Source organism: Leifsonia sp. Ger2509, assembly GCF_055231915.1.
Window position 1 is genome coordinate 1183028 of sequence record NZ_JBUYVB010000003.1, and the last position, 24857, is coordinate 1207884.

General features: G+C 67.6%; 24 protein-coding genes and 1 riboswitch. Of the genes, 14 read left to right on the plus strand and 10 right to left on the minus strand.

Annotation, left to right across the window (positions count from 1 at the left end; all coding sequences use genetic code 11):
- Positions 1–10 precede the first annotated feature (10 nt).
- From ACV7NN_RS05950 to ACV7NN_RS05965, 4 genes are all read left to right on the plus strand, one after another.
- Positions 11–1249, plus strand: a complete 1239-nt coding sequence (locus ACV7NN_RS05950; protein ID WP_463348657.1) for a YihY/virulence factor BrkB family protein — start codon at positions 11–13, stop codon at positions 1247–1249.
- 9 nt (positions 1250–1258) lie between these two features.
- Entirely contained in the window at positions 1259–2107 is an 849-nt protein-coding gene (locus tag ACV7NN_RS05955) for an exodeoxyribonuclease III (protein ID WP_463348658.1), read from the plus strand.
- A gap of 70 nt (positions 2108–2177) precedes the next feature.
- On the plus strand, positions 2178–3188 hold the full coding sequence (trpS, locus tag ACV7NN_RS05960) for a tryptophan--tRNA ligase (protein WP_463348659.1): 1011 nt from the start codon (positions 2178–2180) through the stop codon (positions 3186–3188).
- A 22-nt stretch (positions 3189–3210) separates the two neighbouring features.
- Positions 3211–3963, plus strand: coding sequence for an HAD family hydrolase (locus ACV7NN_RS05965; RefSeq protein ID WP_463348660.1), 753 nt, complete (start codon positions 3211–3213; stop codon positions 3961–3963).
- Positions 3964–4000: 37 nt separating this feature from the next.
- On the opposite strand, the gene glpK is transcribed toward ACV7NN_RS05965, so the two are convergent.
- From glpK to ACV7NN_RS05980, 3 genes are all read right to left on the minus strand, one after another.
- Positions 4001–5515, minus strand: coding sequence for a glycerol kinase GlpK (gene glpK, locus ACV7NN_RS05970; protein ID WP_463348661.1), 1515 nt, complete (start codon positions 5513–5515; stop codon positions 4001–4003).
- 81 nt (positions 5516–5596) lie between these two features.
- Positions 5597–6322, minus strand: coding sequence for an MIP/aquaporin family protein (locus ACV7NN_RS05975; RefSeq protein ID WP_463351245.1), 726 nt, complete (start codon positions 6320–6322; stop codon positions 5597–5599).
- Between the two features lie 177 nt (positions 6323–6499).
- On the minus strand, positions 6500–8245 hold the full coding sequence (locus ACV7NN_RS05980) for a glycerol-3-phosphate dehydrogenase/oxidase (protein WP_463348662.1): 1746 nt from the start codon (positions 8243–8245) through the stop codon (positions 6500–6502).
- A gap of 116 nt (positions 8246–8361) precedes the next feature.
- On the opposite strand from ACV7NN_RS05980, the gene ACV7NN_RS05985 reads away from it, so the two are divergent.
- The 5 genes from ACV7NN_RS05985 (at position 8362) to ribH (ending at position 13140) form a co-directional block, all read left to right on the plus strand.
- Positions 8362–9342: a sugar-binding transcriptional regulator gene (locus ACV7NN_RS05985; RefSeq protein ID WP_463348663.1), complete on the plus strand. Its 981-nt coding sequence runs from the start codon at positions 8362–8364 to the stop codon at positions 9340–9342.
- Positions 9343–9430: 88 nt separating this feature from the next.
- Positions 9431–9593, plus strand: a riboswitch (FMN riboswitch).
- An 88-nt stretch (positions 9594–9681) separates the two neighbouring features.
- Positions 9682–10731 (plus strand): bifunctional diaminohydroxyphosphoribosylaminopyrimidine deaminase/5-amino-6-(5-phosphoribosylamino)uracil reductase RibD, encoded by a 1050-nt coding sequence (ribD, locus tag ACV7NN_RS05990; RefSeq protein ID WP_463348664.1) that lies wholly within the window; start codon positions 9682–9684, stop codon positions 10729–10731.
- The gene (locus tag ACV7NN_RS05995) at positions 10731–11384 is read left to right on the plus strand and encodes a riboflavin synthase (protein WP_463348665.1); all 654 of its coding nucleotides are present in this window, start codon (positions 10731–10733) and stop codon (positions 11382–11384) included. Before ribD ends, ACV7NN_RS05995 begins: the two co-directional genes overlap by 1 nt.
- Positions 11381–12667: a GTP cyclohydrolase II gene (gene ribA, locus ACV7NN_RS06000; RefSeq protein ID WP_463348666.1), complete on the plus strand. Its 1287-nt coding sequence runs from the start codon at positions 11381–11383 to the stop codon at positions 12665–12667. The genes ACV7NN_RS05995 and ribA overlap by 4 nt, the downstream gene beginning before the upstream one ends.
- Positions 12664–13140, plus strand: coding sequence for a 6,7-dimethyl-8-ribityllumazine synthase (gene ribH / locus ACV7NN_RS06005; protein ID WP_463348667.1), 477 nt, complete (start codon positions 12664–12666; stop codon positions 13138–13140). Before ribA ends, ribH begins: the two co-directional genes overlap by 4 nt.
- Positions 13141–13237: 97 nt before the next feature.
- On the opposite strand, the gene ACV7NN_RS06010 is transcribed toward ribH, so the two are convergent.
- Positions 13238–13708, minus strand: coding sequence for a DUF2269 family protein (locus tag ACV7NN_RS06010; protein ID WP_463348668.1), 471 nt, complete (start codon positions 13706–13708; stop codon positions 13238–13240).
- Between the two features lie 56 nt (positions 13709–13764).
- Here ACV7NN_RS06010 and ACV7NN_RS06015 point away from each other — a divergent pair, with 56 nt between their 5' ends.
- From ACV7NN_RS06015 to ACV7NN_RS06025, 3 genes are read left to right on the plus strand one after another with little or no spacing between them, the layout of a single operon-like run.
- A complete protein-coding gene (locus ACV7NN_RS06015; RefSeq protein ID WP_463348669.1) occupies positions 13765–14124 on the plus strand; it encodes an ArsR/SmtB family transcription factor in 360 nt (119 codons plus the stop codon).
- On the plus strand, positions 14121–14615 hold the full coding sequence (locus tag ACV7NN_RS06020; RefSeq protein WP_463348670.1) for an SRPBCC domain-containing protein: 495 nt from the start codon (positions 14121–14123) through the stop codon (positions 14613–14615). The genes ACV7NN_RS06015 and ACV7NN_RS06020 overlap by 4 nt, the downstream gene beginning before the upstream one ends.
- Entirely contained in the window at positions 14615–14935 is a 321-nt protein-coding gene (locus ACV7NN_RS06025) for a hypothetical protein (RefSeq protein ID WP_463348671.1), read from the plus strand. The genes ACV7NN_RS06020 and ACV7NN_RS06025 overlap by 1 nt, the downstream gene beginning before the upstream one ends.
- Here the strand turns inward: ACV7NN_RS06025 and ACV7NN_RS06030 are convergent.
- From ACV7NN_RS06030 to ACV7NN_RS06045, 4 genes are read right to left on the minus strand one after another with little or no spacing between them, the layout of a single operon-like run.
- Positions 14898–15728: an ABC transporter permease gene (locus ACV7NN_RS06030; RefSeq protein WP_463348672.1), complete on the minus strand. Its 831-nt coding sequence runs from the start codon at positions 15726–15728 to the stop codon at positions 14898–14900. The two genes, ACV7NN_RS06025 and ACV7NN_RS06030, sit on opposite strands and share 38 nt — an antisense overlap.
- Positions 15725–16570, minus strand: a complete 846-nt coding sequence (locus ACV7NN_RS06035; RefSeq protein ID WP_463348673.1) for an ABC transporter permease — start codon at positions 16568–16570, stop codon at positions 15725–15727. Before ACV7NN_RS06035 ends, ACV7NN_RS06030 begins: the two co-directional genes overlap by 4 nt.
- Positions 16567–17493: an ABC transporter ATP-binding protein gene (locus ACV7NN_RS06040; RefSeq protein WP_463348674.1), complete on the minus strand. Its 927-nt coding sequence runs from the start codon at positions 17491–17493 to the stop codon at positions 16567–16569. Before ACV7NN_RS06040 ends, ACV7NN_RS06035 begins: the two co-directional genes overlap by 4 nt.
- Positions 17494–17546: 53 nt before the next feature.
- Positions 17547–18218 (minus strand): GAP family protein, encoded by a 672-nt coding sequence (locus ACV7NN_RS06045; RefSeq protein ID WP_463348675.1) that lies wholly within the window; start codon positions 18216–18218, stop codon positions 17547–17549.
- A gap of 131 nt (positions 18219–18349) precedes the next feature.
- Between ACV7NN_RS06045 and ACV7NN_RS06050 the strand changes: the two genes are divergently transcribed.
- Complete coding sequence (locus ACV7NN_RS06050; RefSeq protein WP_463348676.1) at positions 18350–20332, plus strand: ABC transporter ATP-binding protein; 1983 nt, start codon at positions 18350–18352, stop codon at positions 20330–20332.
- A 105-nt stretch (positions 20333–20437) separates the two neighbouring features.
- Here the strand turns inward: ACV7NN_RS06050 and ACV7NN_RS06055 are convergent, their stop codons facing one another.
- The gene (locus ACV7NN_RS06055; RefSeq protein ID WP_463348677.1) at positions 20438–22288 is read right to left on the minus strand and encodes a phosphoenolpyruvate carboxykinase (GTP); all 1851 of its coding nucleotides are present in this window, start codon (positions 22286–22288) and stop codon (positions 20438–20440) included.
- A 113-nt stretch (positions 22289–22401) separates the two neighbouring features.
- Here ACV7NN_RS06055 and ACV7NN_RS06060 point away from each other — a divergent pair, with 113 nt between their 5' ends.
- Positions 22402–23844 carry a helix-turn-helix domain-containing protein gene (locus ACV7NN_RS06060; RefSeq protein ID WP_463348678.1) on the plus strand — a complete coding sequence of 481 codons (1443 nt, stop codon included), beginning with the start codon at positions 22402–22404 and terminating at the stop codon, positions 23842–23844.
- Between the two features lie 221 nt (positions 23845–24065).
- On the opposite strand, the gene ACV7NN_RS06065 is transcribed toward ACV7NN_RS06060, so the two are convergent.
- The gene (locus ACV7NN_RS06065; protein ID WP_463348679.1) at positions 24066–24827 is read right to left on the minus strand and encodes a 3-hydroxyacyl-CoA dehydrogenase; all 762 of its coding nucleotides are present in this window, start codon (positions 24825–24827) and stop codon (positions 24066–24068) included.
- Positions 24828–24857: the final 30 nt, after the last annotated feature.

Genomic DNA, 24857 nt, shown 5'->3' on the forward strand with positions numbered 1-24857 from the left:
GGCTGGCGCCGTGGCCGAGAAGAAGACGACGAGCCCGCCGCCGGAGACGCAGCGTGCCCGCTCGCGTGCGGATGAGGTGCGCCAGCGTCTTCACAACGGCGAGGAGCACGTCAAGGAGACGTTCGCCACCGTCGCGGAGCCGGTCAGGGCCCGGCTCGAGAAGCCGGCCGCCCGCGTCTCGCGGGCCACGCGGTGGGTGAAGGCGTTCAAGCCGTACCGCGTCTACATCAACTACTCGCACAGCGACGGCAACCTGCGGGCCGCGGGGATGGGCTTCCAGGCGCTCTTCGCCATCTTCGCCGCCATCTGGGTCGGATTCTCCGTCGCGGGCATCTGGCTCGTTGGCAACGAAGAACTGCTCCTGGCGATCAAGGACATCATCAATCGCGCGATCCCCGGCCTCATCGGTCCGAACGGCGTTATCAACCCGGACGACCTGACCTCGACGACCACGACGTTCGGCTGGACCGGCGTCATCGCCGCGATCAGCCTGCTCTGGACCGCGATCAGCTGGCTGTACTACACGCGGCAGGCCGTCCGGGCGATCTTCGGCCTGTCGAGGGACACGACCAACTACGTTCTGCAGAAGGTCCGCGACCTGGGCCTCGCGATCGCTTTCGGGTTCGTTCTGATCCTGTCGGGCATCCTGACCATCGTCAGCACGGAGGCGCTGAACTTCGTCCTCCGCGTGTTCGGGCTCGACCAGGACTCGCACTGGACCGCAGCGATCACGCAGTTCTCGGGCATCGCGATCTCACTCCTGCTCAACGTCGTCGTGCTGAGCTCGATGTTCCGCGTGCTGTCGCGGGTCGTCATCCCGTGGCGCAACCTCCTCGTCGGCTCCCTGCTCGGCGCGGCCGCCCTCGCGGGACTCAGCTTCCTCGCGGGACTCCTGCTGGGCACGGCCAACAAGAACCCTCTGCTGGCCACCTTCGCGGTCTTCGTCGGTCTCCTGGTCTGGTTCAATCTCACCTCGCGGGTCATGCTCCTGTCCGGGTCGTGGATCGCCGTCGGGATGTTCGACAGGGGCATCTCGCCGCGGATCGTCACCCCGGAACAGCGCGCCGCGGAGGAGGCTGCGCAGGAGCACCAGGCCCGCGTCCTCGTCGCGCGCGTCGACCTGGACGACGCGAAGGACGAACTCGCGCGAGCGCGGTGGTGGGAGCGTCTCGCAGCCCAGCGACGCGTCGAGCGCGCGGAGCGGAGGCTCAACGACGTGCTCGACGAGGGCGTCGGGGGTTCTCACTAAACTGGCTGCATGCCTTCGTCCCGCCCGGCCAGACCTCTGCGCATCGCGACCATCAACACGAACGGCATCCGGGCCGCCTACCGCAAGGGCATGGGAGCCTGGCTCGACAGCAGGGATGTCGACATCCTCGCGATCCAGGAGGTGCGGGCGTCGACCGAAGACGTGCAGCAGCTGCTCGGGCCGGAGTGGGACATCCTCCACGATCCGGCGACCGCGAAGGGGCGCGCCGGTGTCGCCATCGCGAGCAGGTCCAAGGCCAGTATCCATCGCGTGGTCCTCGGTCCGGACGAGTTCGACAGCGCCGGCCGGTGGCTCGAAGCCGACTACGAGGTCGACGGAAAGATCGTCACGGTGGTCAGCGCGTACGTGCATTCGGGTGAGGCCGGCTCCCCCAAGCAGGACGAGAAGTTCCGATTCCTCGACGCGATGCTCGAACGCCTGCCTCAGCTCCAGAAGCACAGCGACTACGCCGTCGTCATGGGCGACCTCAACGTCGGACATCGCTCCCTCGACATCCGCAACTGGAAGGGCAACGTGAAGCGCGCCGGCTTCCTCCCGGAGGAACGCGCCTACTTCGACCGCATCCTGGGCGCCGAGGGTGACGACGACTACAACGCCGGCGGCGGGCTCGGCTGGGTCAATGTCGGCCGCCGCTGGGCCGGCGAGATCGACGGACCGTACACCTGGTGGACCTGGCGCGGCCAGGCGTTCGACAACGACTCCGGTTGGCGCATCGACTACCAGCTCGCCACCCCAGCCCTCGCGGCGACGGTCGTCGAGTGCTCGGTCGATCGCGCGTCGTCCTACGACGAACGATGGTCCGATCACACTCCGGTCGTCGTCGACTACGCCCTCTGAAAGACTCCCCCCACCATCAGATCGATCCGCTGAACTCCGAATCGGCGGATCCTCTTCTCCCGAGGTTCACATGACACACCTTCCGCGGCTCTACTCCGGCATGCAGCCCTCAGCCGATTCGCTCCAGATCGGCAACTACATCGGCGCCCTCCTGCAGTGGAAAGACCTGCAGAGGGACCACGACGCGTTCTTCTCCGTCGTCGACCTGCACGCCATCACGGTGCCGCAGGATCCGGATGCGCTGCGCGAGCAGACCAGGCGAACGGCGGCCCAGTACATCGCGGCGGGCATCGATCCGTCGCAGTCGACCCTGTATGTGCAGTCGCATGTGCCCGCACACGCCCAGCTGGCCTGGGTGCTGAACACCATCACCGGGTTCGGAGAAGCAGCGCGGATGACCCAGTTCAAGGACAAGTCCGCCAGGCAGGGATCGGATGCGACCTCGGTCGGCCTCTTCGCCTATCCGGTGCTCATGGCGGCCGACATCCTCCTCTACGACGCCGAGATCGTCCCGGTCGGCGACGACCAGCGCCAGCACGTCGAACTCACCCGCGACCTGGCGGCCCGGTTCAACAGCCGCTTCGGCGAGACGTTCGTGGTCCCAGAGGCGATGATCCTCAAAGAGACCGCCAAGATCTACGATCTCCAGAACCCGACGGCGAAGATGTCCAAGTCGGCCGAATCGCACGCCGGGGTGATCTGGATGCTCGACGAGCCGTCCGCGAACGCCAAGAAGGTCATGCGAGCGGTGACGGACACCGACGGGCACGTTGCCTTCGACCGTGAGAACAAACCCGGCATCTCCAACCTGCTCACGATCTACGCGGTGCTCGCAGGCCGCACCATCGAGTCGGTCGAAGCCGAGTACGCCGGGCGCGGCTACGGCGACTTCAAGAAGGGTCTCGCCGAGGTCGTGGTGTCGACGTTCGGGCCGATCCGGGAGCGCACGCTCGAACTCCTCGACGACCCGGCCGAGCTCGACCGCATCCTCGCCGCCAACGCGGATCGCGCGAGCGAGGTCGCCGAGGTGACCCTGGCGAAGGCCTACGACCGCGTCGGGTTGCTCCGCCCTGCCCGCTGACATGATCGGGCGACCTCCACGAGTGGTGCTGTTCGACCTCGACGACACCCTCTTCGCGCACCGCGCGGCCGTCGCAAACGGCATCATCGACCACGTCGCTCGACTCGGCTCGCCATACGGCGGTACGGATGCGGCGACGACGATCGCGTTCTGGCACGACCTCGAGGAGTCGCACTATCACTCCTACCTCGCGGGACGTCTCGACTTCGAGGGTCAGCGGCGGGCGCGGGCGAAGGACTTCGCCGCCCGGCACGGCGTCGCGCTCGATGACGACGCGGCGGGCGTCTGGTTCGCGACCTACTTCGAACGGTACGTGGAGAACTGGGCGCTGCACGACGACACGATCCCGTGTCTCGACGAGTTGGCTGCGCGCATCCCGGGCGTCCGCTTCGGACTGGTCACCAACGGCGAACTCGCGTACCAGACCCGCAAGGTGACGGCGGTGGGGCTGGATGCGCGCATCGACCGCATCATCGCATCCGGCGAGGTCGGGGTGGTCAAGCCCGACCCGGCCATCTTCCTGCACGCGTGCGAGGTCTTCGGCGCCGACCCGTCGGAGGCGGCGTACGTCGGCGACCGCCTGCGAACGGACGCGATCGGCGCCGCCCGGTCCGGCCTCACGGGGGTCTGGCTCAATCGCACCGCTGTCGTCCCCGCCCCCACTGACGCGGCCGACGCTCACGCCGCCGGCGTCATCGAAATCGCCACCCTCGCCGACCTGCCCGCAGCACTGACCGACGAGAATCGCCGCCCGCGCCGAGAGTCGCCCGCGTAACGGGTCTTCTCGGTGCGAACGGCGATTCTCGGCGGGACTACTTCACGTCGGCGTCGACCCAGTCGAAGGTCTTCGTAACGGCCTTCTTCCACAGGCGGAGCTGGCGGTCGCGTTCGGCGTCATCCATCTTCGGCGTCCAGCGGCTGTCCTCCTGCCAGTTCTTGCGCAGGTCGTCCAGGTTCTCCCAGAAGCCCACCGCGAGCCCGGCCGCGTAGGCCGCGCCGAGGGCGGTGGTCTCGGCGACCACCGGACGGACCACAGGGACACCGAGGATGTCCGCCTGGAACTGCATCAGGGTGTTGTTGGCGATCATGCCGCCGTCCACCTTCAGCTCGGTCAGATCGACACCGGAATCGGCGTTCACCGCATCGAGCACCTCGCGCGTCTGGAAGGCGGTGGCCTCGAGGGCGGCGCGAGCGATGTGACCCTTGTTGACGTACCGGGTGAGGCCGACCAGCGCGCCACGCGCATCCGATCGCCAGTACGGAGCGAACAATCCGGAGAATGCGGGGACGAAGTACGCGCCACCGTTGTCGTCGACCGTCTTGGCGAGCTCTTCGATCTCCGGTGCGCTCGAGATGATCCCGAGGTTGTCACGCAGCCACTGGACGAGTGAGCCTGTGACAGCGATCGAGCCTTCGAGCGCATAGTGCGGCTTGTCGTCGCCCAGCTTGTAGCCGAGCGTCGTGAGCAGACCGTTCTTCGAGTGGACGATCTCCTCCCCCGTGTTGAAGATGAGGAAGTTGCCCGTGCCGTAGGTGTTCTTCGACTCGCCCGCGTCGAACGCGGCCTGGCCGAAGGTCGCTGCCTGCTGGTCGCCCAGGATACCCGCGACGGGCACCTCGCGCAGGAGGCTCGACGCCTCGACGGTCCCGTAGACCTCGGACGAGGCCTTGATCGCGGGCATCATCGACTTCGGCACACCGAAGATGTCGAGGATGTCGTCGCGCCAGGTCAGCGTCTCCAGGTCCATGAACATGGTGCGGGAGGCGTTGGTCACGTCGGTCGCGTGCACGCCGCCGTCCGGTCCGCCCGTCAGGTTCCAGAGAACCCAGGCGTCGGTGTTCCCGAACAGCAGGTCACCCGCCTCAGCGCGCTCGCGTGCGCCCTCGACGTTCTCGAGGATCCACACGATCTTGGTGCCCGAGAAGTAGGTCGCGAGCGGCAGCCCGACGACCTGCTTGAAACGCTCGACTCCGCCGTCTGCTGCAAGGCGGTCGACGATGGGCTGGGTACGGGTGTCCTGCCAGACAATCGCGTTGTAGACGGGTTCGCCGGTGTTCTTGTCCCAGACGACGGCCGTCTCGCGCTGGTTGGTGATACCGACCGCCGCGATGTCATGGCGGGTGAGGTCCGCTTTTGACAGCGCCTGGCCGATGACCTCACGAACGTTGTTCCAGATCTCGACCGGGTTGTGTTCGACCCAGCCGGCCTGCGGGAAGATCTGCTCGTGCTCCAGCTGGCCGGACGATACGATCGAGCCCGACTTGTCGAAGATGATCGCCCGGGAACTGGTGGTCCCCTGGTCGATGGCGACAACGTAGTCGCTCATATGTAACTCCTTTGTTGTGAGGTGGAGCGGGCGGGCTCCGATCCTGTAACGCAGGACCGGAGCACCGCTCTTCCAGGTGACTTACTTGATGATCGGCAGGATGGCCAGGGCGGCCCATCCGGCGAGGACACCGCCCACGACCGGCCCGACCACGGGTACCCACGAGTAGGCCCAGTCGCTCGAGCCCTTGCCCCTGATGGGAAGGAAGAAGTGAGCGATGCGCGGACCGAGGTCACGGGCTGGGTTGATGGCGTACCCGGTCGGACCACCGAGCGAGGCGCCGATCGCGATAACGAGCAGGGCGACCGGAAGGGCGCCCAGCGCAGCCAGACCGCCACCGGGAGCCTGACGCCCGAAGGCGATCACGACGAAGACCAGCACGAAGGTGCCGATGATCTCCGTGACCAGGTTCCACGCGTAGTTGCGGATGGCGGGCCCGGTCGAGAACACACCGAGCTTGTTGGCCGGCTCGGGCTCCTCGTCGAAGTGCTGCTTATACGCGAGCCAGGTGATGACAGCACCGATGATCGCGCCGATGAACTGGCCGCCGATATAAGTCAGGATCGTTCCGATATTGACCGGTACCAGGGTGTGCAGCGCAGCGGATCCGAACGTCTTCGCGCCATTGGCCACCAGACCCAGGGTGACCGCAGGATTCAGGTGCGCGCCCGAGTTGTAGGCGACGATCACACCGGAATACACTGCGAGGCCCCAGCCGATGGTCACCATCAGGAACCCGCCGTTGTAGCCCTTCGTCTTGATCAGGGCTACGTTGGCGACCACTGAGGTGCCGAGGAGGACGAGCATCGCAGTGCCCGCGATCTCCGACAAGAAATCTACGCCGAGATTGTCCACATTGACCTTCCAGTTCTTCAGTTGAATCGCACCCTCGGTGCGCTTTTCGTGGCGCTTGTCGAGGTGGCAACTGAACGCTATTCGCGTCCGCCGGTCCTCGACAAGAACCGGGCCATGCACGTTCGTGCATTATCTGAGGGCAGCAGCCTCACTCCCGTTTCCGGTCACGAGGTGTACCCCATGTGCGGTGGAGAGTTCACCTATAAACGCATCTTCCTCCTCTCGCCGCCTTGATTGCGACCATCCGAGCTCAGTTGATGCAATTTCGCCGATTTCCGCCACGACCGGGCGTGTCACTGAACCTGTGAAGGCGAGACTCGTGCGGCGGAGGAAGATGTCGGCCAGATGGACCACATGTTCGGTGCGAATGATGTGCGCGAGCTCGCCGGTGCTGTACGACGGAGCCGACGCAAGAGGTGCGTCGTCGACGGCCGCAAGGGCCTCGATGACGGCCTTCGCCTTGGTTCCATACCGGTCGAGCAGTCTCTCGGCGCGTTCCGTTCCGATATCTGCTCCATAGCGGGCGATCCAGTCGCGTCGTGCGGCCTCCGTGGCCGGGAATCCCACTCCTCCACCGATGGCGAGGCCCGCAGTGTGCACGGTCCGATCGACACCGACAGCCGCGAGCACCTTGTCGCTGAGGTGCTCGCTGAGGGCACGGAACGTCGTCCACTTTCCGCCGACCAGGCTGAGCACCGTCGTGCCGCCGAGTCCGGGAAGCGTCCCTGGCACGATGCGGTAATCGCGCGAGACGAATCCAGGCTGGGTGTCGTCGTGGTGCGGCAGCGGGCGCACCCCGGAGAAGGTGTAGACGATCTGCGACCGTTCGACCGCGATGTCTGGGAAAACGTGCGCGACCAACTCGATGAAGTAGTCGATCTCGTCCTCGGTGCAGACGGCAGGGACGGACATGTCGGCTTCGAGGTCGGTGGTGCCGACCATGACCTTGCCCTTCAGGGGGTAGATCAGCACGATCCGGCCGTCGTCGTTCTCGAAGAACATCTCGCGGCCCTTGCATGCGTCGAGGAGGGCCGGGTTGTCGAGAACGATGTGGGAGCCCTTCGTGCCGCCCATGTACTCCGTGGGCTGCCCCAGTGCCTGATTCGTGAGGTCGGTCCACGGACCGGAGGCGTTCACCACGACCTCGGCCGTGATCACGAACTCGGCTCCGGAGACGCGATCGCGAACGAGCACACCGCCGTCCCGGGTGCCGATCGCCTCCACGTAGTTCGCGGAACGCGCGCGGGGACTCGCTGCCCGGCCGTCGTCCAGCACGTCGAGGGCGAGCCGCTCCGGATCGTGGACCGAGGCATCGAAGTAGGTCGCGGTGTACTTGAGGTTCGGGTTGAGCTCGGGCTGCGTGCGGAGCGAGGAGGAGCGCCCGGCGAACTGGTGACGGGGCACGGAGCCGCCGTCTCGCGAGAACGCGTCGTAGAGCGCCAGGCCCGTCTTGATCAGGAAGGCGCCGCGCTCTTTCGTCGAGCCCTGCTTGTGGGTGAGGAACCGCAGGGGAGCGGCCAGGATGCCCGAGAACGTCGAGAAGATGGGGATGGTCGTCTTCAGCGGCTTCACGTAATGCGGCGCGATCCTGAGCAGTCCGTTTCGCTCGGTCACCGATTCACGGACGAGACGGAACTCCCCGTTCTCGAGGTACCGGATACCACCGTGGATCATGTGACTCGATGCTGCGGACGCTCCGGAGGCGTAGTCGTTGCGCTCCACCAGCACCACATCGACACCCTGGAGGGCGAGATCGCGGAACGTTCCGAGCCCGTTGATGCCGCCGCCGATGACGAGCACCTGCGCCGCGGGACGCTCGCGGATGCTCTCGACGTCGCTCCGTACTTCGCTTGTCGCTCCAGACTGCGTGGCCACTGTTCCTACCTGTGTTTCCTGTGCCGGGTGCACGCCGACCGGTGTGCGCACCTATAGTCTGGGAAGTCTGAGAAGATTGTTCAAGCGGACTGCACATACGTGCACAGGAGGAACCGATGGCTCGACCCGAGACGGAGGACCTGCCGGAGAAGGTCAGGGACGCCCTCAAAGCCGGGCACCTGTACTACATGCAGGACCTCACGATGGATGCGATCGCGCACGAGATGCACACGTCGCGGTCCAGCGTTTCCCGGCTTCTCAGCTATGCTCGGGCATCCGGTCTCGTCACGATCCAGATCGCGACGCCCAACGAAGGCGCCTCCCGGACGCAGCAGGACATCCATGAGCGGTACGGCATCGCGGCGCACATCGTCCCCGTCCCCGCGAACATCAGCGAGGTCGATCGGCTTGAGCGCGTCGCCATCTCCGCTGCACGAATTCTCGATCGCTTCATCGACTCGAATATGACCGTCGGGATCGCCTGGGGCTCCACGATCAGCGCCCTCAGCCGGCACCTGATTCCGAAGGACCTGCACAACCTCGAGTTCGTCCAGCTCAACGGCGCAGGCAACACGAACACCACCGGCGTGCTCTATGCGAGCGAGATCCTGCGGCGGTTCGGCGACACGTTCGCCGGCACGATCCAGGAGTTCCCGGTGCCCGCGCTCTTCGACGACCCGCTGACCAAGGAGGCCATGTGGCGTGAGCGGAGTACCCGGCGCATCCTCGACATCCAGAGCCGGATGGAGGTCGCCATCTTCGGGCTCGGATCGCCCTTCTCAGAGGTCCGCTCGCACGTCTATGCCGGGGGCTACCTCGAGGCGGCGGACTATGCGTCGCTCAACGAATCCGGCGTGGTCGGGGACGTCGCAACGGTGTTCTTCCGCGAAGACGGGAGCCACCACGGCATCCCGCTGAACGAGCGCGCGAGCGGCCCGGACATCGACCTGATCAGGCAGGTCCCCCGGCGCGTGTGCGTCGTGTCCGGCCCATCGAAGGTCCACAGCCTCCGCGGGGCGCTCGCGGCCGAGCTGATCACCGACCTGATCGTCGACGAAGGCACGGCCAGGGCTCTCGTCGCGTCGACGGAGGCGTGAGCCGGACTCGGCACGCGATCGACTGCATTGCGGCGGAAGGCGGGAATAGTGGGCCCCCTCCTGCGTTGATCTACACTCAGAAGCAGAAAACGTGCTCCGGGGTCGGTGAAAGTCCGAACCGGCGGTGATAGTCCGCGAGCGGGAAGACGACCAGTCGTCCTCCTGCTGAGCCGGTGGAATTCCGGCACCGACGGTAATGGTTTCGCACGAGCGATCGTGTGGACCTCAGTCCGGATGGGAGGCAGCACGAGCAGAGGACCGCGCGAGCGGGTCCCCTGTGACGGTGCCGTTCGACGTCATCACCCCCGGAGTGTCTCGAGAGCGAGAGATGGGATCCGGATGCCCGAGCCAGGCGGCTACGAAGCGGCGATGTCGCGCGCGCTCGCGCTTGCGCACAACGGGCCCGCATCCGGTATCAATCCGCGAGTCGGCTGCGTGATCGTGGGCGGCGACGGCTCGACACTCGCCGAAGGCTGGCACCGTGGCGTCGGCACCGCGCACGCCGAAGTGGATGCACTCAGCAAGCTGACGCACGGAGCGGCGCGCGGCGCCACGGCCGTGGTCACCCTCGAGCCGTGCAACCACACCGGTCACACCGGTCCCTGTTCGGTCGCCCTCATCGAAGCCGGCATCGCACGCGTGGTGTACGCGGTGAGCGATCCCGGCCACGCCTCCGGAGGCGGGGCGGCCCGGCTGCGAGCCGCCGGCGTCGACGTCGTCGGCGGAGTGCTCGCGGACGCCGTGCAGGAGTTCCTCGCCGACTGGCTCACGGCCGCCAGGCTCGGCAGGCCGTTCGTCACGGTCAAGTGGGCGAGCAGCCTGGATGGGCGGATCGCGGCGGCCGACGGAACGAGCCAGTGGATCACCGGAACGGCAGCCCGTCAGCGTGTGCACGAGCAGCGGGAGGCCTCCGATGCGATCATCGTCGGCACGGGCACGGTGCTCGCGGACGACCCGAGCCTCACGGCACGGGGAGACGGCGGAGAACTGCTCGCCTCCCAGCCGACCCCCGTGGTTGTCGGCACCAGGAGCATCCCATCGGATGCCGCGGTGTTCCGTCACCCGCACGCCCCGGTCATCCTGCAGACGCACGATGTCGCAGAGGTCCTCCGCGACCTCCGCGCCCGTGGATTCCGGCGCGCGTACGTCGAGGGAGGACCGACACTGGTCAGTGCGTTCGTAGCTGCGCGACTCGTCGACGAATACCTCGTCTACCTCGCCCCGTCGCTTCTCGGCGGCGACCGGCTGGCGCTCGGCGACATCGGGGTCAGCACCATCGGCGAGCAGCGGCGGCTCGACATCACCTCCGTCGAGCAGCTCGGCAGCGACCTGCTTCTCACCGCGCGGCCGCGTGAGGCCTCAGCATCCACCTCGAGCGAAGGAAACTAATGTTCACGGGCATCATCGAAGAACTCGGCGAGATCACGGCCGTCGACTGGGCGGACGACGCAGCGCGCGTCACGGTTCGCGGACCGGTCGCCGTGACCGGCGCTCGCCACGGCGACTCCATCTCGGTGAGCGGCGTCTGCCTGACGGTGATCGACCAGACCGACGAGTCCTTCACCGCAGACGTCATGGCCGAGACGCTCGCGATGAGCACGCTCGACGGCGTCCAGCCCGGCCGGCGCGTGAACCTCGAGCGGGCGGCCCAGGTCGGGGACCGCCTCGGCGGACACATCGTGCAGGGACACATCGACGGCACGGCGACGGTGCTCTCGATCACCGACGGCAGCGCGTGGCGCGTGGTCCGGTTCAGCCTCGACCCCGAGCACGCGGCTCTCGTCGTGCGCAAGGGGTCCATCGCGATCGACGGCGTCTCGCTGACCGTGAGCGCCATCGGCGGCGGAATCGACGACGGCTGGTTCGAGGTGTCCCTCATCCCCGAAACGCTGCAGGCGACCACGCTCGGCGACCGCATCGTCGGCGACCGCGTCAACATCGAAACAGACATCCTGGCACGGCACGTGGAGCGCATGCTGAGCCTCGGCTATGCCGCACCAGCGCTCGGAACCGAAACCGAAACATCGAGGAGTGACGCATGAGTCTCGCCACCATCCCCCAGGCCCTCACCGAGCTGCGCGCCGGCCGGCCCGTCATCGTCGCGGACAACGAGAGCCGCGAGAACGAGGGCGACGTGATCATCGCCGCGGAGCTGGCGAGCCAGGAATGGATCGCGTGGACCGTGCGCAACTCGTCCGGCTTCATCTGCGCCCCGATGACGAACGAGATCGCCGACCGGCTCGAGCTGCCGGTCATGGTCGCCAACAACGAGGATGCGAGGGGCACGAACTACACCGTCAGCGTGGACGCTGCCGACCGGCTCAGCACCGGGATCAGCGCCGCCGATCGCGCCCACACCCTCCGCGTTCTCGCCGACCTCGACTCCACTCCCGAGAGCCTGCACCGCCCCGGCCACATCCTCCCGCTGCGTGCCGTGGACGGCGGTGTCCGCGAACGCGACGGTCACACCGAGGCCGCGGTCGACCTGCTCAAGCTCGCCGGTCTCACCCCGGTCGCCGCGATCGCCGAGATCGTCGCAGACGACGGCGAGATGATGCGGCTGCCCGGGCTCATCGAGCTCGGAGAACGCGACGGCGTGCTCGTCATCACCATCGAGGCGCTGATCGCCTATCTGCAGGAATTCCACTGCGACCAGCAGCTGGAAACCGTCACCCCGATCCCGGAGTCGTCGCGCGTCATCTTCGAGGTGGAGACGACGGTGCCCACCGAGCACGGGCCGTTCACGATGCGCGCCTACCGCGACCGGATGACCGGCGCCGACCACGTCGCCATCGTCTCCGGGCATCCCTTGTCCACCGGCGCACTGGTGCGCGTGCACTCCGAGTGCCTGACCGGCGAGGCGTTCGGCTCGCTCAAGTGCGAGTGCGGGCCCCAGCTGGACGCGGCGCTGGAGACCATCCAGCGCGACGGCGGCGTCGTGATCTACCTCCGTGGCCACGAAGGACGCGGGATCGGCCTGATCAACAAGCTCCGCGCCTACCGGCTCCAGGAGGAAGGGCTCGACACGCTCGACGCGAACCTCGCGCTCGGGCTTCCGATCGACGCCCGCGACTACGGGGCGGCCACGGCGATCCTGCAGGACCTCGGTATCGACTCGGTGCGCCTGCTGACGAACAACCCCGAGAAGGTGCGCCAGCTCGAGGAGCGGGGCATCGAAGTGACCGAGCGTGTTCCGCTGGTCGTCGGTGTCGGCGCGTTCAACGAGAGCTACCTCGAAACCAAACGTGACCGCATGGGTCACTCGATCACGGACAGCCAGCTCGCCGACACGGTGCGGGCGTCTGCGGAAGGAACACTGCGATGAGCGGAGCCGGAGCACCGGAGACCCTGGAGAAGATCGACGGGACCGGACTCTCGGTCGTCGTCGTCGCCGGCACCTGGCACGAAGAGATCACCGACGGCCTGATCGCCGGCGCCGAGCGCGTGCTCACCGACGCGGGGGCCGCCTACTCGGTCGTGCGCGTTCCCGGCAGCTTCGAACTCCCCGTGGTGAGCAAGACGGCGCTCGAGAGCGGGGCGGATGCGGTGGTCGCGCTCGGCGTGATCATCCGCGGCGGTACGCCCCACTTCGAGTACGTGAGCTCGGCGGCGACGGACGGGCTGACCCGCGTCGCCCTCGACACCGGCAAGCCCGTAGGCTTCGGCGTGCTCACCCTCGACGACGAACAGCAGGGCATCGACCGGGCCGGGCTGCCGGGGTCGAAGGAGGACAAGGGCGCTGAGGCAGCGCATGCCGCCCTGGCTACCGCCGTCGTGCTGCGGAACCTCATACGCTGACGGCGCGCAGACGTGTGCCCGCCCGTTCGGCGCATTCCCACCCGGTTGAACGGGCGGGGACGGCCCGAGCGGGCGGGCACGCGGCGTTCACGTCCGGTCAGGGCTTCCAGACCATGAGGACCACCACGGCGACGAGGAGCAGCGACGCGATGCCGGAGCCGGCCGCGATCGCCGGGTAGCCGGCCCGCGACGGGGCGGCAACCTCTTCCGGCGAGCCGCCCACTGGGGCGGGCGACGGTTCGATCGCCTCCGAGGCGCGTCGCATGGTCGGCACGACGAGGAAGAGCGTGAGTCCCAGCGCGACGATGTAGAGCACGATCGACCAGAGCACCCACGGCGTCCCCACCGAGAGGTCGTACTTCGGGTCCGCCATGCCGACGAGGGCGAATCCGAGAAGGAAGACGATCAGCGACAGCAGCGCGAAGAGGTTGGTCGACTTCGCGAGCGTGGCGACCTGGGCGGAGTTGCCCGCGCGCACGGCGCGCATGGCGCTCATCGGAAGAATCGCCATGGGGCCGACGATGAAGACGGCCCCGACGACATGGAGAACGGCAAACAGAGTATCCATGCTTTCAGCCTAGCGAGGCCCTTGTTCCATTAGCCGAACAGCTATATATTATCTCTATGGCTACACAATTGGATGCGGCGTGGGATGCCCTCGCCGACCCGACCCGCCGGCGCATCGTCGAACTCCTCGTGCAGGAGCCGATGCGCGCCGGAGCCGTGGCCGACGCCTTTCCCGTCGCTGCACCGACCATCAGCCGGCACCTGCGCGTCCTGCGCAAGGCCGGCCTCATCGAAGAGACCCGGGTCGACGACGACGCCCGGGTCAAGCTGTACCGCCTCCGCCGCGAACCGTTCGGCGACCTCGGCGCCTGGCTCGACCAGGTCCAGGCGTTCTGGCGCGACCAACTCGAGTCCTTCGCGGCCGAAGTGGCCCGGCAGGCGGATGCGGCAGGAACGCAGGAAGGGAAAGCATCATGACCGAAGAACAGGCACAGAGCGACGCGAGCGCGGTGGCGACCGCATCCATCGTCGTCCACGTCGACGAAGCGACCGCGTTCCGGGTGTTCACCGAGGAGATCGCCACCTGGTGGCGGCGCGGCACCCACTACTGGAACGACTCCGAGCGCGGCCTGCGCCTCGAATTCGAACCGGGTCCGGGCGGCGCCCTCCGCGAGGTGTACGACGAAGCCGGGGACGAGGCGCTCGAGATCGGCCGGATCACCGAGTGGGTTCCCGGCGAGCACCTGGCATACACCTGGCGGGAGGCCGGCTGGGAGGAAGGGACCTCCACCCAGGTCGACATCCGGTTCGCGCGGGTCGACGACGGCACCCTCGTCACCGTGGCGCACTCCGGCTGGGAGCGGGTCGGGCACGGAAGCGACGGCTACGACCGCGGCTACCAGCAAGGCTGGAACGAACTCCTCGGCTGGTACGCGGATGCGGCTCGCGGGGTCGGTGCGCCCGCCTGATGTTCACCCACCTCGCCATCCACCACCCGCATCCCGAACATCACGAGGCGCTCCGCGCATCCATGCGGAGGGTGGATGCGGCCGCCCGCGGTTGCGCCGGCCTCATCCGCATCGACGACTGGGCGGAGATCGACGGCGACCGGCTCGTCGGCATCGCGATCTGGGAATCGCGCGAAGCGTTCGAGGCGGCCGCGGGCAGGATCTTCGCGGCCGTCGCGGGCGACCCGTTCGACGTGTGGTGGGCGTCCCCTCCGGAGACGATCTACCTCGAGTCGGACGCGCTCAGTCGAGGAAGAGAGCGCGCAGCCGACGGGTCGTGATGACGAGCCCGATGGCGATCATCACGACGAAGTAGAGCACGTGGAGCAGCATCCCGACGTTCACATCGCCGGTCGTGAGACCGCGTACGAGATCGACACCCTGCCAGAGCGGCATGGCGCGGATGATGACCTGGATCCAGTCCGGGTACACAGTGATCGGGTAGAAGGTCGCCGACAGAAGGAACATCGGCAGCATGACGAAGTTGATCCAGTCCATCTGCTGGAACGTCTTCATGTAACTGGTGATGCCCATCCCGAAGCTGGCGAAGCCGAAGGCGATCAGCAGAACGGCGGGCAGCGCGAGAAGTGCCCACCACGAGAGGTTGAGCCCCAGCACCTGCATGACGATCATGAAGCCGACCGCATAGAGAGCGCCGCGCAGCAGCGCGAGCAGGATCTCACCGAGAGCGACGTCGAGCGGCCCGAGGGAGGTGGAGAGCATCCCTTCGTAGAGCTTGGCGAAGTGCATCTTGAAGAAGACGTTCCAGGTGGAGTCGTACACCGCACCGTTCATCGCGGCCGTCGCCAGCAAGGCCGGCGCGATGAATGCCGCATACGGAATGGACTGCCCGCTCGCGGTCGTGACCTCGCCGACGAACCTGCCCAGCCCGATGCCGAGCGAGAGCAGGTAGAAGATCGGCTCGAAGAAGCCGCTCACGACGACCAGCCAGTTGGTGCTCCTGGTCGCCGTCCAGCCGCGCTGCATCACCGATGAGGCATTGCCCGCGTAGAGGGAGCGCATCGGCCGTAGTTGCGGCACGGTGGCGATGAGGTCGGAGTCGGTCGAGCTCATTTATTCAGCCTCCGGGCGGCGATGCGCCTGGTCCACATCCATCCGACGACGACCAGGGCTCCGAGGTACAGCACGTGCACGATGGTCAGCCAGATCGGCTCGACGGCGCCGTAAGTGAAGATACGGGCCAGCTCGGTGCCGTGCCAGAGCGGGGACAGCCAGCCGATCCACTGCAGGTACGGGGGCATCGAGCTGAGCGGGAAGAACGTGCCGGAGAACAGCGTCATCGGCAGAAGGACGAAGCGCATCAGCATGGCGATCTGGCCGGTGTCCTGCTCGAGCGTGGAGACGTAGGTCATCACCGGTGTACCGAACGCGAGGCCGGTGAGCACCGCGACGAAGACGGCCAGGAAGCCGATCGGCGACGGGACGGCCCCGAACAGCAGCATGAACACGAAGTACAGCACTGAGGTGCCGACCAGGCGGGCGGTCACGGAGATCACGACGCCGTCGATGATCTGGCCGGGCACGATCGGCGCGGAGTTCATGCCGAAGAACGTCGGGTTCCACTTGAAGCCGAGCATGATCGGGTAGGTGAACTCTTCGCTGGCGACCGTGACGGCCGCTGTGCACAGGAGTGCCGGCGCGACGAACTCGAGATAGCTGACGCCGTCGACCGCGTTCGGTCCGAGGTTGCTGCTGACGAGGCTGCCGAGACCGACACCCATCGCGAACAGGTAGAGGAACGGGTTGCCGATGCCCGTGACGAGCACGGTCTGCAGGTAGGAACGCATGACGCGGAAGCGGTGCTCCGCGACATACCATCCGCCGAAGCGGCGCGGCCGGACCGCAGCCAGGCGCGCCCTGTCCGCGTCGCTGAGGGAGCTGAGCGTCCCGGTCATTCGATCAGGCTCCGGCCGGTCAGGCGCAGGAAGACGTCTTCGAGGCTCGAGCGCCGCACGAGGCTCGTGATCGGGTGCAGACCACGCTCGGTGATCCGCACGAGCTCGGCTTCGCCGTCGGAGCTGTAGACGAGGATGCGGTCGGGAAGCACCTCGATGCGCTCACCGACGCCGCCGAGTTGTTCGGCTACCTCGACGTTCTTCTCCGACCCGAACCGCACCTCGAGCACTTCGCGCGAGGAGTACTGGCGGATGAGTGCTGCCGGCGTCCCCTCTGCCATGATGCGGCCCTTGTCGACGACGACCAGCCGGTCGCACAGCTGTTCGGCTTCGTCCATGTAGTGCGTGGTGAGCACGAGCGTGGTGCCCTGCTCCTTGAGACGGAACAGCCGGTCCCAGAGGATGTGCCGCGCCTGCGGGTCGAGTCCCGTGGTCGGCTCGTCGAGCAGCAGGATGCGCGGATCGTTGATCAGGGCCCGCGCGATGGTCAGCCGCCGCTTCATTCCACCCGACAGGTCATCGACCTTCGACTTCGCCTTGTCTTCGAGCTGGGCGAAAGCGAGCAACTCGTCGGCCCGCTCCTTCACCCGGGCGGTCGGCAGCCCGAAATAGCGCCCGTACACGATGAGGTTCTCGCGAACACGGAGCTCGATGTCGAGGTTGTCGGTCTGCGGCACGACGCCGAGCTGCGACCGGATCTCCGGACCGTACCGGTCGGGATCGAGCCCCAGGATGCTGAGATCGCCTTCGGTGCGCGCCGAGACGGCTCCCACCATGCGCATGGTGGTCGACTTGCCTGCACCGTTCGGCCCGAGGAGGCCGAACGACTCCCCCGGCGCGACCTCGAAGCTGATCCCGTCGACGGCCGGAAAGCCCTTGTACTTCTTGACGAGGTTGGAGGCGGTGATGACTGGCGTTGGCACAGTGCACAACTGTAGACCAGACCTCCGACACCGTCGACGGCCCACAGCGCTCGCTAGAAGTTCGCGATCCCCTTGCCGATGAGGACGACGCCGATGACGAGCAGAAGAGTCGCCATGATGGCCGCGTTGTGGGAGATCAGCCAGACCCGCAGCCGCTCCAGCGGCGCGGCCATCTGCTTGGAGGCGACAAGGTACGCGACGACGGGCACGAGCACGGTGCTCGCGGCGATCAGGACGAAGATGGCGGAAACGATCACCGTCTGGCCGATCGCGAGCTGCGCCGAGCCGATGGCGAGACCGCCTGCGATGGCCAGCAGGAGGTTCTTGGGGTTGACGGCCGCGAGCAGGAAGCCGAGGCCGAAGCCCTTGCCCGCGTTCATCGAGTCGATGGACCTCATCCAGCCCGGCAGCGCCGGCTCCTGGCCGGGGTGGGGCCGCTTGCGCCACTGCTGCACCGCCAGGAGCAGCAGCAGCACGCCCAGGATGATCGTGATCCAGCCGGCGATCGGCTTCGCCGCCGACGGATCGCTGGCAGGGATGATCGACGACAGCAGCGTGAAGGCGACGAGGGCGACGATGATCCCGACCGCCCAGCCGAGCAGGAAGCCGATGCTCGTGCCCTTCGCCCGCGGCGACAGGAGCATGAGGATGGCCGCGATGATCGGGATCGGGCTGATCGCGATCCCGACAGCGCTCGGAAGGATCTCGCCGATGACACCGTTCATGCAACCCACCCCAATCAGGTCTGCCTTTCTCCTGCGAACCTACACGCAGGTCACAACGTGCGGCCAGCACGAAGTACGGTCGAAGGTAGCGGTTCGCCGCGCATCCGACCCGACATCGATCGAAGAAGAACATGACCAACGCACCCACCCGACGCCGTCGTTTCGGGCGTCCGACAGCAGACGAAGGACCCCGGGCCCGGTTCACGCAGCTGCTCCCCTACCTGTTCGAGCACAAGGGCGTCCTGTCCGTCGTCGTCGTGCTGAGCATCCTCGGCGCCGCGGCGAGCCTCGCACAGCCGCTTCTGGTCGGCCAGGTGATCTCCACCGTGGAGTCGCAGAAGCCGCTCGGCCCGCTGGTCTGGCTGCTCGTCATCCTGGTTATCGTCTCCGGCCTCATCTCCGGCTACCAGCACTATCTTCTGCAGCGCACCGGCGAGGGTGTCGTCCTCTCCTCCCGTCGGAGGCTCGTGGGGCGGATGCTGCGGCTTCCGATCAGCGAGTTCGACACCCGCCGGACCGGCGACCTGGTCTCCCGTGTCGGCTCGGACACGACGCTGCTGCGTGCCGTGCTCACCCAGGGCCTCGTCGAGGCGATCGGTGGCGCACTGACGTTCCTCGGCGCACTCGTCGCGATGGCGATCATCGACCCGGTGCTCCTCGGCCTCACCGTGCTGGTGATCGCGGTGTCGATCGTCGTCGTGGTCGGGCTCTCGGGCCGCATCCGCGTCGCCAGCCAGCGGGCGCAGACCAAGGTCGGCGACCTCGCGGCGTCGGTCGAGCGTGCGATCAGCTCGGTGCGCACGATCCGGGCGGCCAACGCGACCGACCGTGAGATCGCGGCCATCGACGCGGATGCCGTCGGCGCGTGGAAGATGGGCATCCAGGTCGCGAAGATCTCGGCCCTCGTCGTCCCGGTCGCGGGCATCGCGATGCAGGTCTCCTTCCTGGTCGTGCTCGGCGTCGGCGGCTTCCGGGTGGCGAGCGGCGCGATCACGGTCGCGAACCTGGTCACCTTCATCCTGTTCCTGTTCATGATGATCCTGCCGCTCGGCCAGGCGTTCGGTGCGGTCACCGCCGTGAACGCCGCACTCGGAGCGCTGGGTCGCATCCAGGAGATCGTCGACCTTCCCGCTGAGGATCAGTTCGACCGCGAACTCGCACCACTGGCGATCACGGTCGGTGCTGCCAACGAGGCGATGGCACCGGATGCGCCGGCCATCTCCTTCGTGGACGTGCGCTTCTCGTACCCCGACTCGGCGATCGCGCCAGACGAGCGCGATCAGACGGATGCGGAATCCGGACGGGCGCGTACGCGCCGGAACGAGACCCGGCGCGACGCGGTGGAGGCGCTGGGTGGCGTCGACATCGTCGCCGAAGCCGAAGCGGCCGCGGGTCTTCCGCTGGACCACGGTGTCGACGAACTGCTGCCGCCGGGTGGAGTGCTCCGCGGCGTGAGCTTCGAGGCGCCGCGCGGAAAGCGCACCGCGCTCGTCGGGCCGTCCGGTGCCGGCAAGTCGACCATCCTCGCCCTGATCGAGCGGTTCTACGACCCGACAGAGGGCGTCGTGAACTTCGGCGGCCTCGACGTACGCACGCTCGACCGCGCGACCCTTCGGTCGCAGATCGGGTACGTCGAACAGGACGCGCCGGTGCTCGCCGGCTCGCTGCGCGACAACCTCACGCTCGGCGCGCCCGACGCGACCGACGACGAGTGCATCGACGTGCTGCACGCGGTCAACCTCACCGAGGTTCTCGAGCGCAACGAGCTCGGCCTCTCAGCGCCGGTCGGCGAAGACGGGATCATGCTCTCCGGCGGGGAACGCCAACGGCTCGCCATCGCACGCGCGCTGCTCGCGGCACCGCCCGTGCTGTTGCTCGACGAGTCGACCTCGAGCCTCGACGGCCGCAACGAGCAGCTCATGCGCGAGGCCATCGACGCTGTCGCAGAGGACCGCACCCTCGTCGTGATCGCTCACCGGCTGTCCACGGTGGTCGACTCCGACCAGATCGTCGTCATCGATCACGGCGAGGTCGTCGGCACCGGCACCCACTCCGAGCTCGTGCAGACGACACCCCTCTACCGGGACCTCGCCAAGCACCAACTGCTCGTCTGAAGGTGGCCGAGCACAGCGGCCGAGCACAGGAAAAGGCGCCCCATTCCCGTTGGATGGGGTGCCTTTTCCTGTGCTCGGCGCCGAGTGGCGTGAGCGGGGCCGCGGTCAGGCGCGGAGGTGGTAGCGGAGCGAAGCAAGCTCGGCCCGGAGCGCCGCGGGAACGCGCGCGCCGAACTGCTCGAAGTACTCCTCGGTCAGGTCGCACTCGTCGAGCCAGGACTGCGCGTCGACCTCGAACAGGGCGTCGAGGTCGTCATCGGTGATGTCGAGGCCGTCGAGATCGAGCTGCGAGGGGACGGGGAGACGCCCGATCGGGGTGTCCACCGCATCCGCTGTGCCCTCGATACGACGGACGATCCACTCGATCACCCGGGAGTTCTCGCCGAACCCCGGCCACAGGAACTCGCCGTCGGCGCCCTTGCGGAACCAGTTCACCTGGAAGATCTTCGGAGCATCCGAGCCCAGACGGTCGCCGACGTGCAGCCAGTGCGCCCAGTAGTCGGCCATGTTGTACCCGCAGAACGGGAGCATGGCGAACGGATCGCGGCGGAGCTCGCCGACCGTCCCCTCGGCCGCCGCCGTCTTCTCCGAGGAGATCGTGGCACCCATGAAGACTCCGTGGCGCCAGTCGCGTGCCTGGGCGACCAGCGGAACGTTCGTCGCGCGCCGTCCACCGAAGAGGATCGCGTCGATGGGCACGCCGTCGAGCGCATCCCAGTCGTCGGCGATCGACGGGCACTGGGCGGCCGACACGGTGAAGCGGGAGTTCGGATGCGCGGCCGGGCGCCCCGAATCCGGCGTCCAGTCGTTGCCCTCCCAGTCGATCAGGTGCTGGGGCGGTTCGGGGGTGAGCCCCTCCCACCAGACGTCGCCGTCGTCGCGGAGAGCGACGTTGGTGAAGATCGTGTTGCCCCACAGGGTGTCGACGGCGGTCGCGTTGGTCGTGATGCCGGTTCCGGGCGCGACGCCGAAGAAGCCCGCCTCGGGGTTGATCGCACGGAGCCGGCCGTCACGGCCACGGCGAAGCCACGCGATGTCGTCGCCGATGGTCTCGACCTTCCACCCGGGGATCGTCGGACGCAGCATCGCCAGGTTCGTCTTGCCGCACGCCGACGGGAACGCTGCGGCCAGGTGGTACGCGCGACCCTCCGGCGCGGTGACCTTGATGATGAGCATGTGCTCGGCCAGCCAGCCCTCGTCGCGTGCCATCACCGACGCGATCCGGAGCGCGAAGCACTTCTTGGCGAGCAGGGCGTTGCCGCCGTAGCCGGAACCGTACGACCAGACCTCCCGCGTCTCGGGGAACTGCACGATGTACTTGGTCTCGTTGCACGGCCACAGCACATCGTCGTGGCGCACGCCGTCATCGTCGATGAGCGGTGCGCCGACGCTGTGCACGGTCGCCACCCACGGCGTTCCCGACTCGATGAGGTCGAGGACGGGGCGTCCCGTGCGGGTCATGATGCCCATGCTGACCACGACGTAGGGCGAATCGGTGATCTCGACGCCGAGCTGCGAGATCGGGCCGCCGAGCGGACCCATCGAGAACGGGACGACGTACATCGTGCGGCCGCGCATGCTTCCGGCGAAGACGCCGTCGAGCTCGGAGCGCATCTGCGCGGGGTCGCGCCAGTTGTTGGTCGGGCCGGCGTCGTCGGGGTCGGTCGAGCAGATGAACGTGCGGTCCTCGACGCGGGCCACGTCGCTCGCGTCGGTGCGGGCCAGGAAGCTGTTGGGGCGCCATTCGGGGTTCAGCCGGATGAACTTGCCCTCGGCCACGAGCTGCTTGGTCAGCTGGTCGGCTTCGCGCATCGAGCCGTCGCACCAGACGACCCGGTCGGGCTGTGTGAGGCCCGCGATCCGGTCGACCCAGTCGCGAAGAGCCCGGTCGGTGGTCGCAGCGGCGGGATCTCCACCGGTGTCTCCCCCGGTCCTCGGCAGCTCAGTGATCGTCATCGTGTGTCCTTTCGCTGAAAAATCTTCCGCCACTGCCAGTCTGAGCTACAAAATCACCTCCACAACCGGAAAATGATTGGCAAGAATCGCAATTCTTTCGATAGTGTGAAGAGATGGACACCGTCAGCGCCGATATCGCGACCCTCGGCCACCGCATCCGCCACTACCGCACCCAGCGCGGGCTCACCCTCGATGAGCTGGGCGCCGAAGCCGGCGTCGCGGGAAGCCAGCTCTCCCTGATCGAGAACGGCAAACGCGAGCCGCGGCTCTCGCTGCTCCAGTCCGTCGCGACAGCGCTCGACGTCGACCTCGCCGACCTGCTCAGCAGCGAGGCGCCGAACACGCGTGCCGCCCTCGAGATCGAACTCGCGCGGGCACAACGCGGCTCGCTGTACGCCTCACTCGGACTGCCGCCGATCAAACCCACCAAAGGGACGCCGACCGAGACCCTCGAAGCGCTCGTCGGACTGCACCGCGAGCTCGCTCGGCGGGCAAGCCAGGCGATCGCGACTCCGGAAGAGGCACGGAGGGCGAACAACGAACTCCGTGAGCGGATGCGCGCGCAGAACAACTACATCCCCGAGATCGAAGAACTCGCCGAAGAGCGCGTGCGCGCCGCCGGGCACACGCGCGGTGCGCTCACCCACCGCGAGGTGAGCGTGATGGCGGAGCAGCTGGGGCTCCGCCTGATCTACGTCAACGACCTGCCGCACTCGGCACGGTCGGTCACCGACCTCGCGAACGGGCGCATCTACCTGCCGCCCGCGTCGATCCCCGGCGGTCACGGCCTGCGCTCGATGGCGTTGCAGGCGATGGCGCACCGGCTGCTCCGGCATGAGCGCCCAGAGAGCTACGCGGACTTCCTGCGGCAGCGACTGGAGATCAACTACTTCGCCGCGTGCTGTCTCATGCCGCGAGAGGCCGCCGTCGGGTTCCTCCAGGAACGCAAGCGCGACAAGGACCTCGCCGTCGAAGACTTCCGGGACGCGTTCGGCGTCACCCACGAGGCGGCCGCGCTGAGACTCACCAACCTGGCCACCAGTCACCTCGACATGACCCTCCACTTCCTCCGGGTCGGGGACGACGGCGCACTCTACAAGGGGTACGAGAACGACGGGCTGCCGCTGCCGACAGACGTGACCGGCGCGATCGAAGGCCAGCTCGTGTGCCGCCAGTGGAGTGCGCGCAGTGCGTTCACCCACACCAACCGCACGACGGAGCTCTACCAGTACACGGACACGCCTGCCGGGACCTACTGGTGCGCGACGCAGACGGGGTCGACGTCGGCCGGGGGATTCTCCATCAGCGTCGGGGTGCCGTTCGCGGAGGCGAAATGGTTCCGTGGTCGTGAGACGACAGTGCGGGCCGTGTCGCGCTGCCCCGACGAGTCGTGCTGCAAGCGGCCGGCGCACGATCTGGAGGACCGGTGGGCCGGCAAGGCGTGGCCGAGCGCGCGGCTGCACGCGCACATCCTGTCGCCGCTGCCGTCCGGCAGCTTCCCGGGCGTCGACGACAACGAGGTGTACGCCTTCCTGGAAGCGCACTCGGCGGAGTAGGCGGCGCATCCCGCGGCGGCCCGTCCAGCGCGGGATGCGCGTGACGGCCGCTCGCCAATCTTTTGGCGCCGAACCCGATTGCCCTCCAATCTTTTGGCGAGCAATCGGGCCGGGCCCAGTGGCAGGCCGGTTGGTCGCCACAAAACGGGGCGCAACGCCGGTTGGTCGCCAAAAGTTTGGCGGGCAATCGGCGGGGGGATGGGCTGCGTCGGGGCGCGCGGCTACTTCGGCTGCATGCGGATGGCACCGTCGAGGCGGATGACCTCGCCGTTCAGCATCGGATTCTCGACGATGTGGCGCACCAGCGCGGCGTACTCCGCGGGTCTGCCGAGGCGCGAGGGATGCGGGACCTGGGCGGCGAGCGAATCCTGCGCCGCCTGCGGCAGGCCGGCCATCATCGGCGTCTCGAAGATCCCTGGCGCGATCGTCATGACCCGGACGAGGTCCCGCGCCAGCTCCCGCGCGATCGGAAGGGTCATCGCCGCGACGCCCCCCTTGGACGCCGAATACGCCGGCTGCCCGATCTGCCCGTCGAAGGCCGCGACCGAGGCGGTGTTCACGATGACCCCGCGTTCCTCGCCCGCCGGTTCGGTCTTCACCATGGCGGCTGCGGCCAGCCGGATCACATTGAAGGTGCCGATCAGGTTGACCCGCACCACCCGTTCGAACTGGCTGAGCGCCAGCACCCCGTCCCGCCCGAGAACCTTCCCAGGGGTGGCGATGCCCGCGCAGTTGACCACGATGCGCAGCGGCGCGAGCCGGCCCGCCTCGTCGATGGCTGCCTGAACCTGCTGCTCATCGGTGACGTCCGCGGCCACGAAGCGTGCGGTGGGCCCGAGCGCGACCGCCGCTTTCTCGCCCTCCGACGACGGGAGGTCGAGGAGAACCACGGACGCACCCGCTGCAGTCAGCACCTGGGCGGTGGCGTGGCCGAGTCCTGAGGCGCCGCCGGTGACGAGTGCCGAGCATCCATCGATCTGCATGGGAGGTCCTTTCGCGATCTGCAGGCTGAA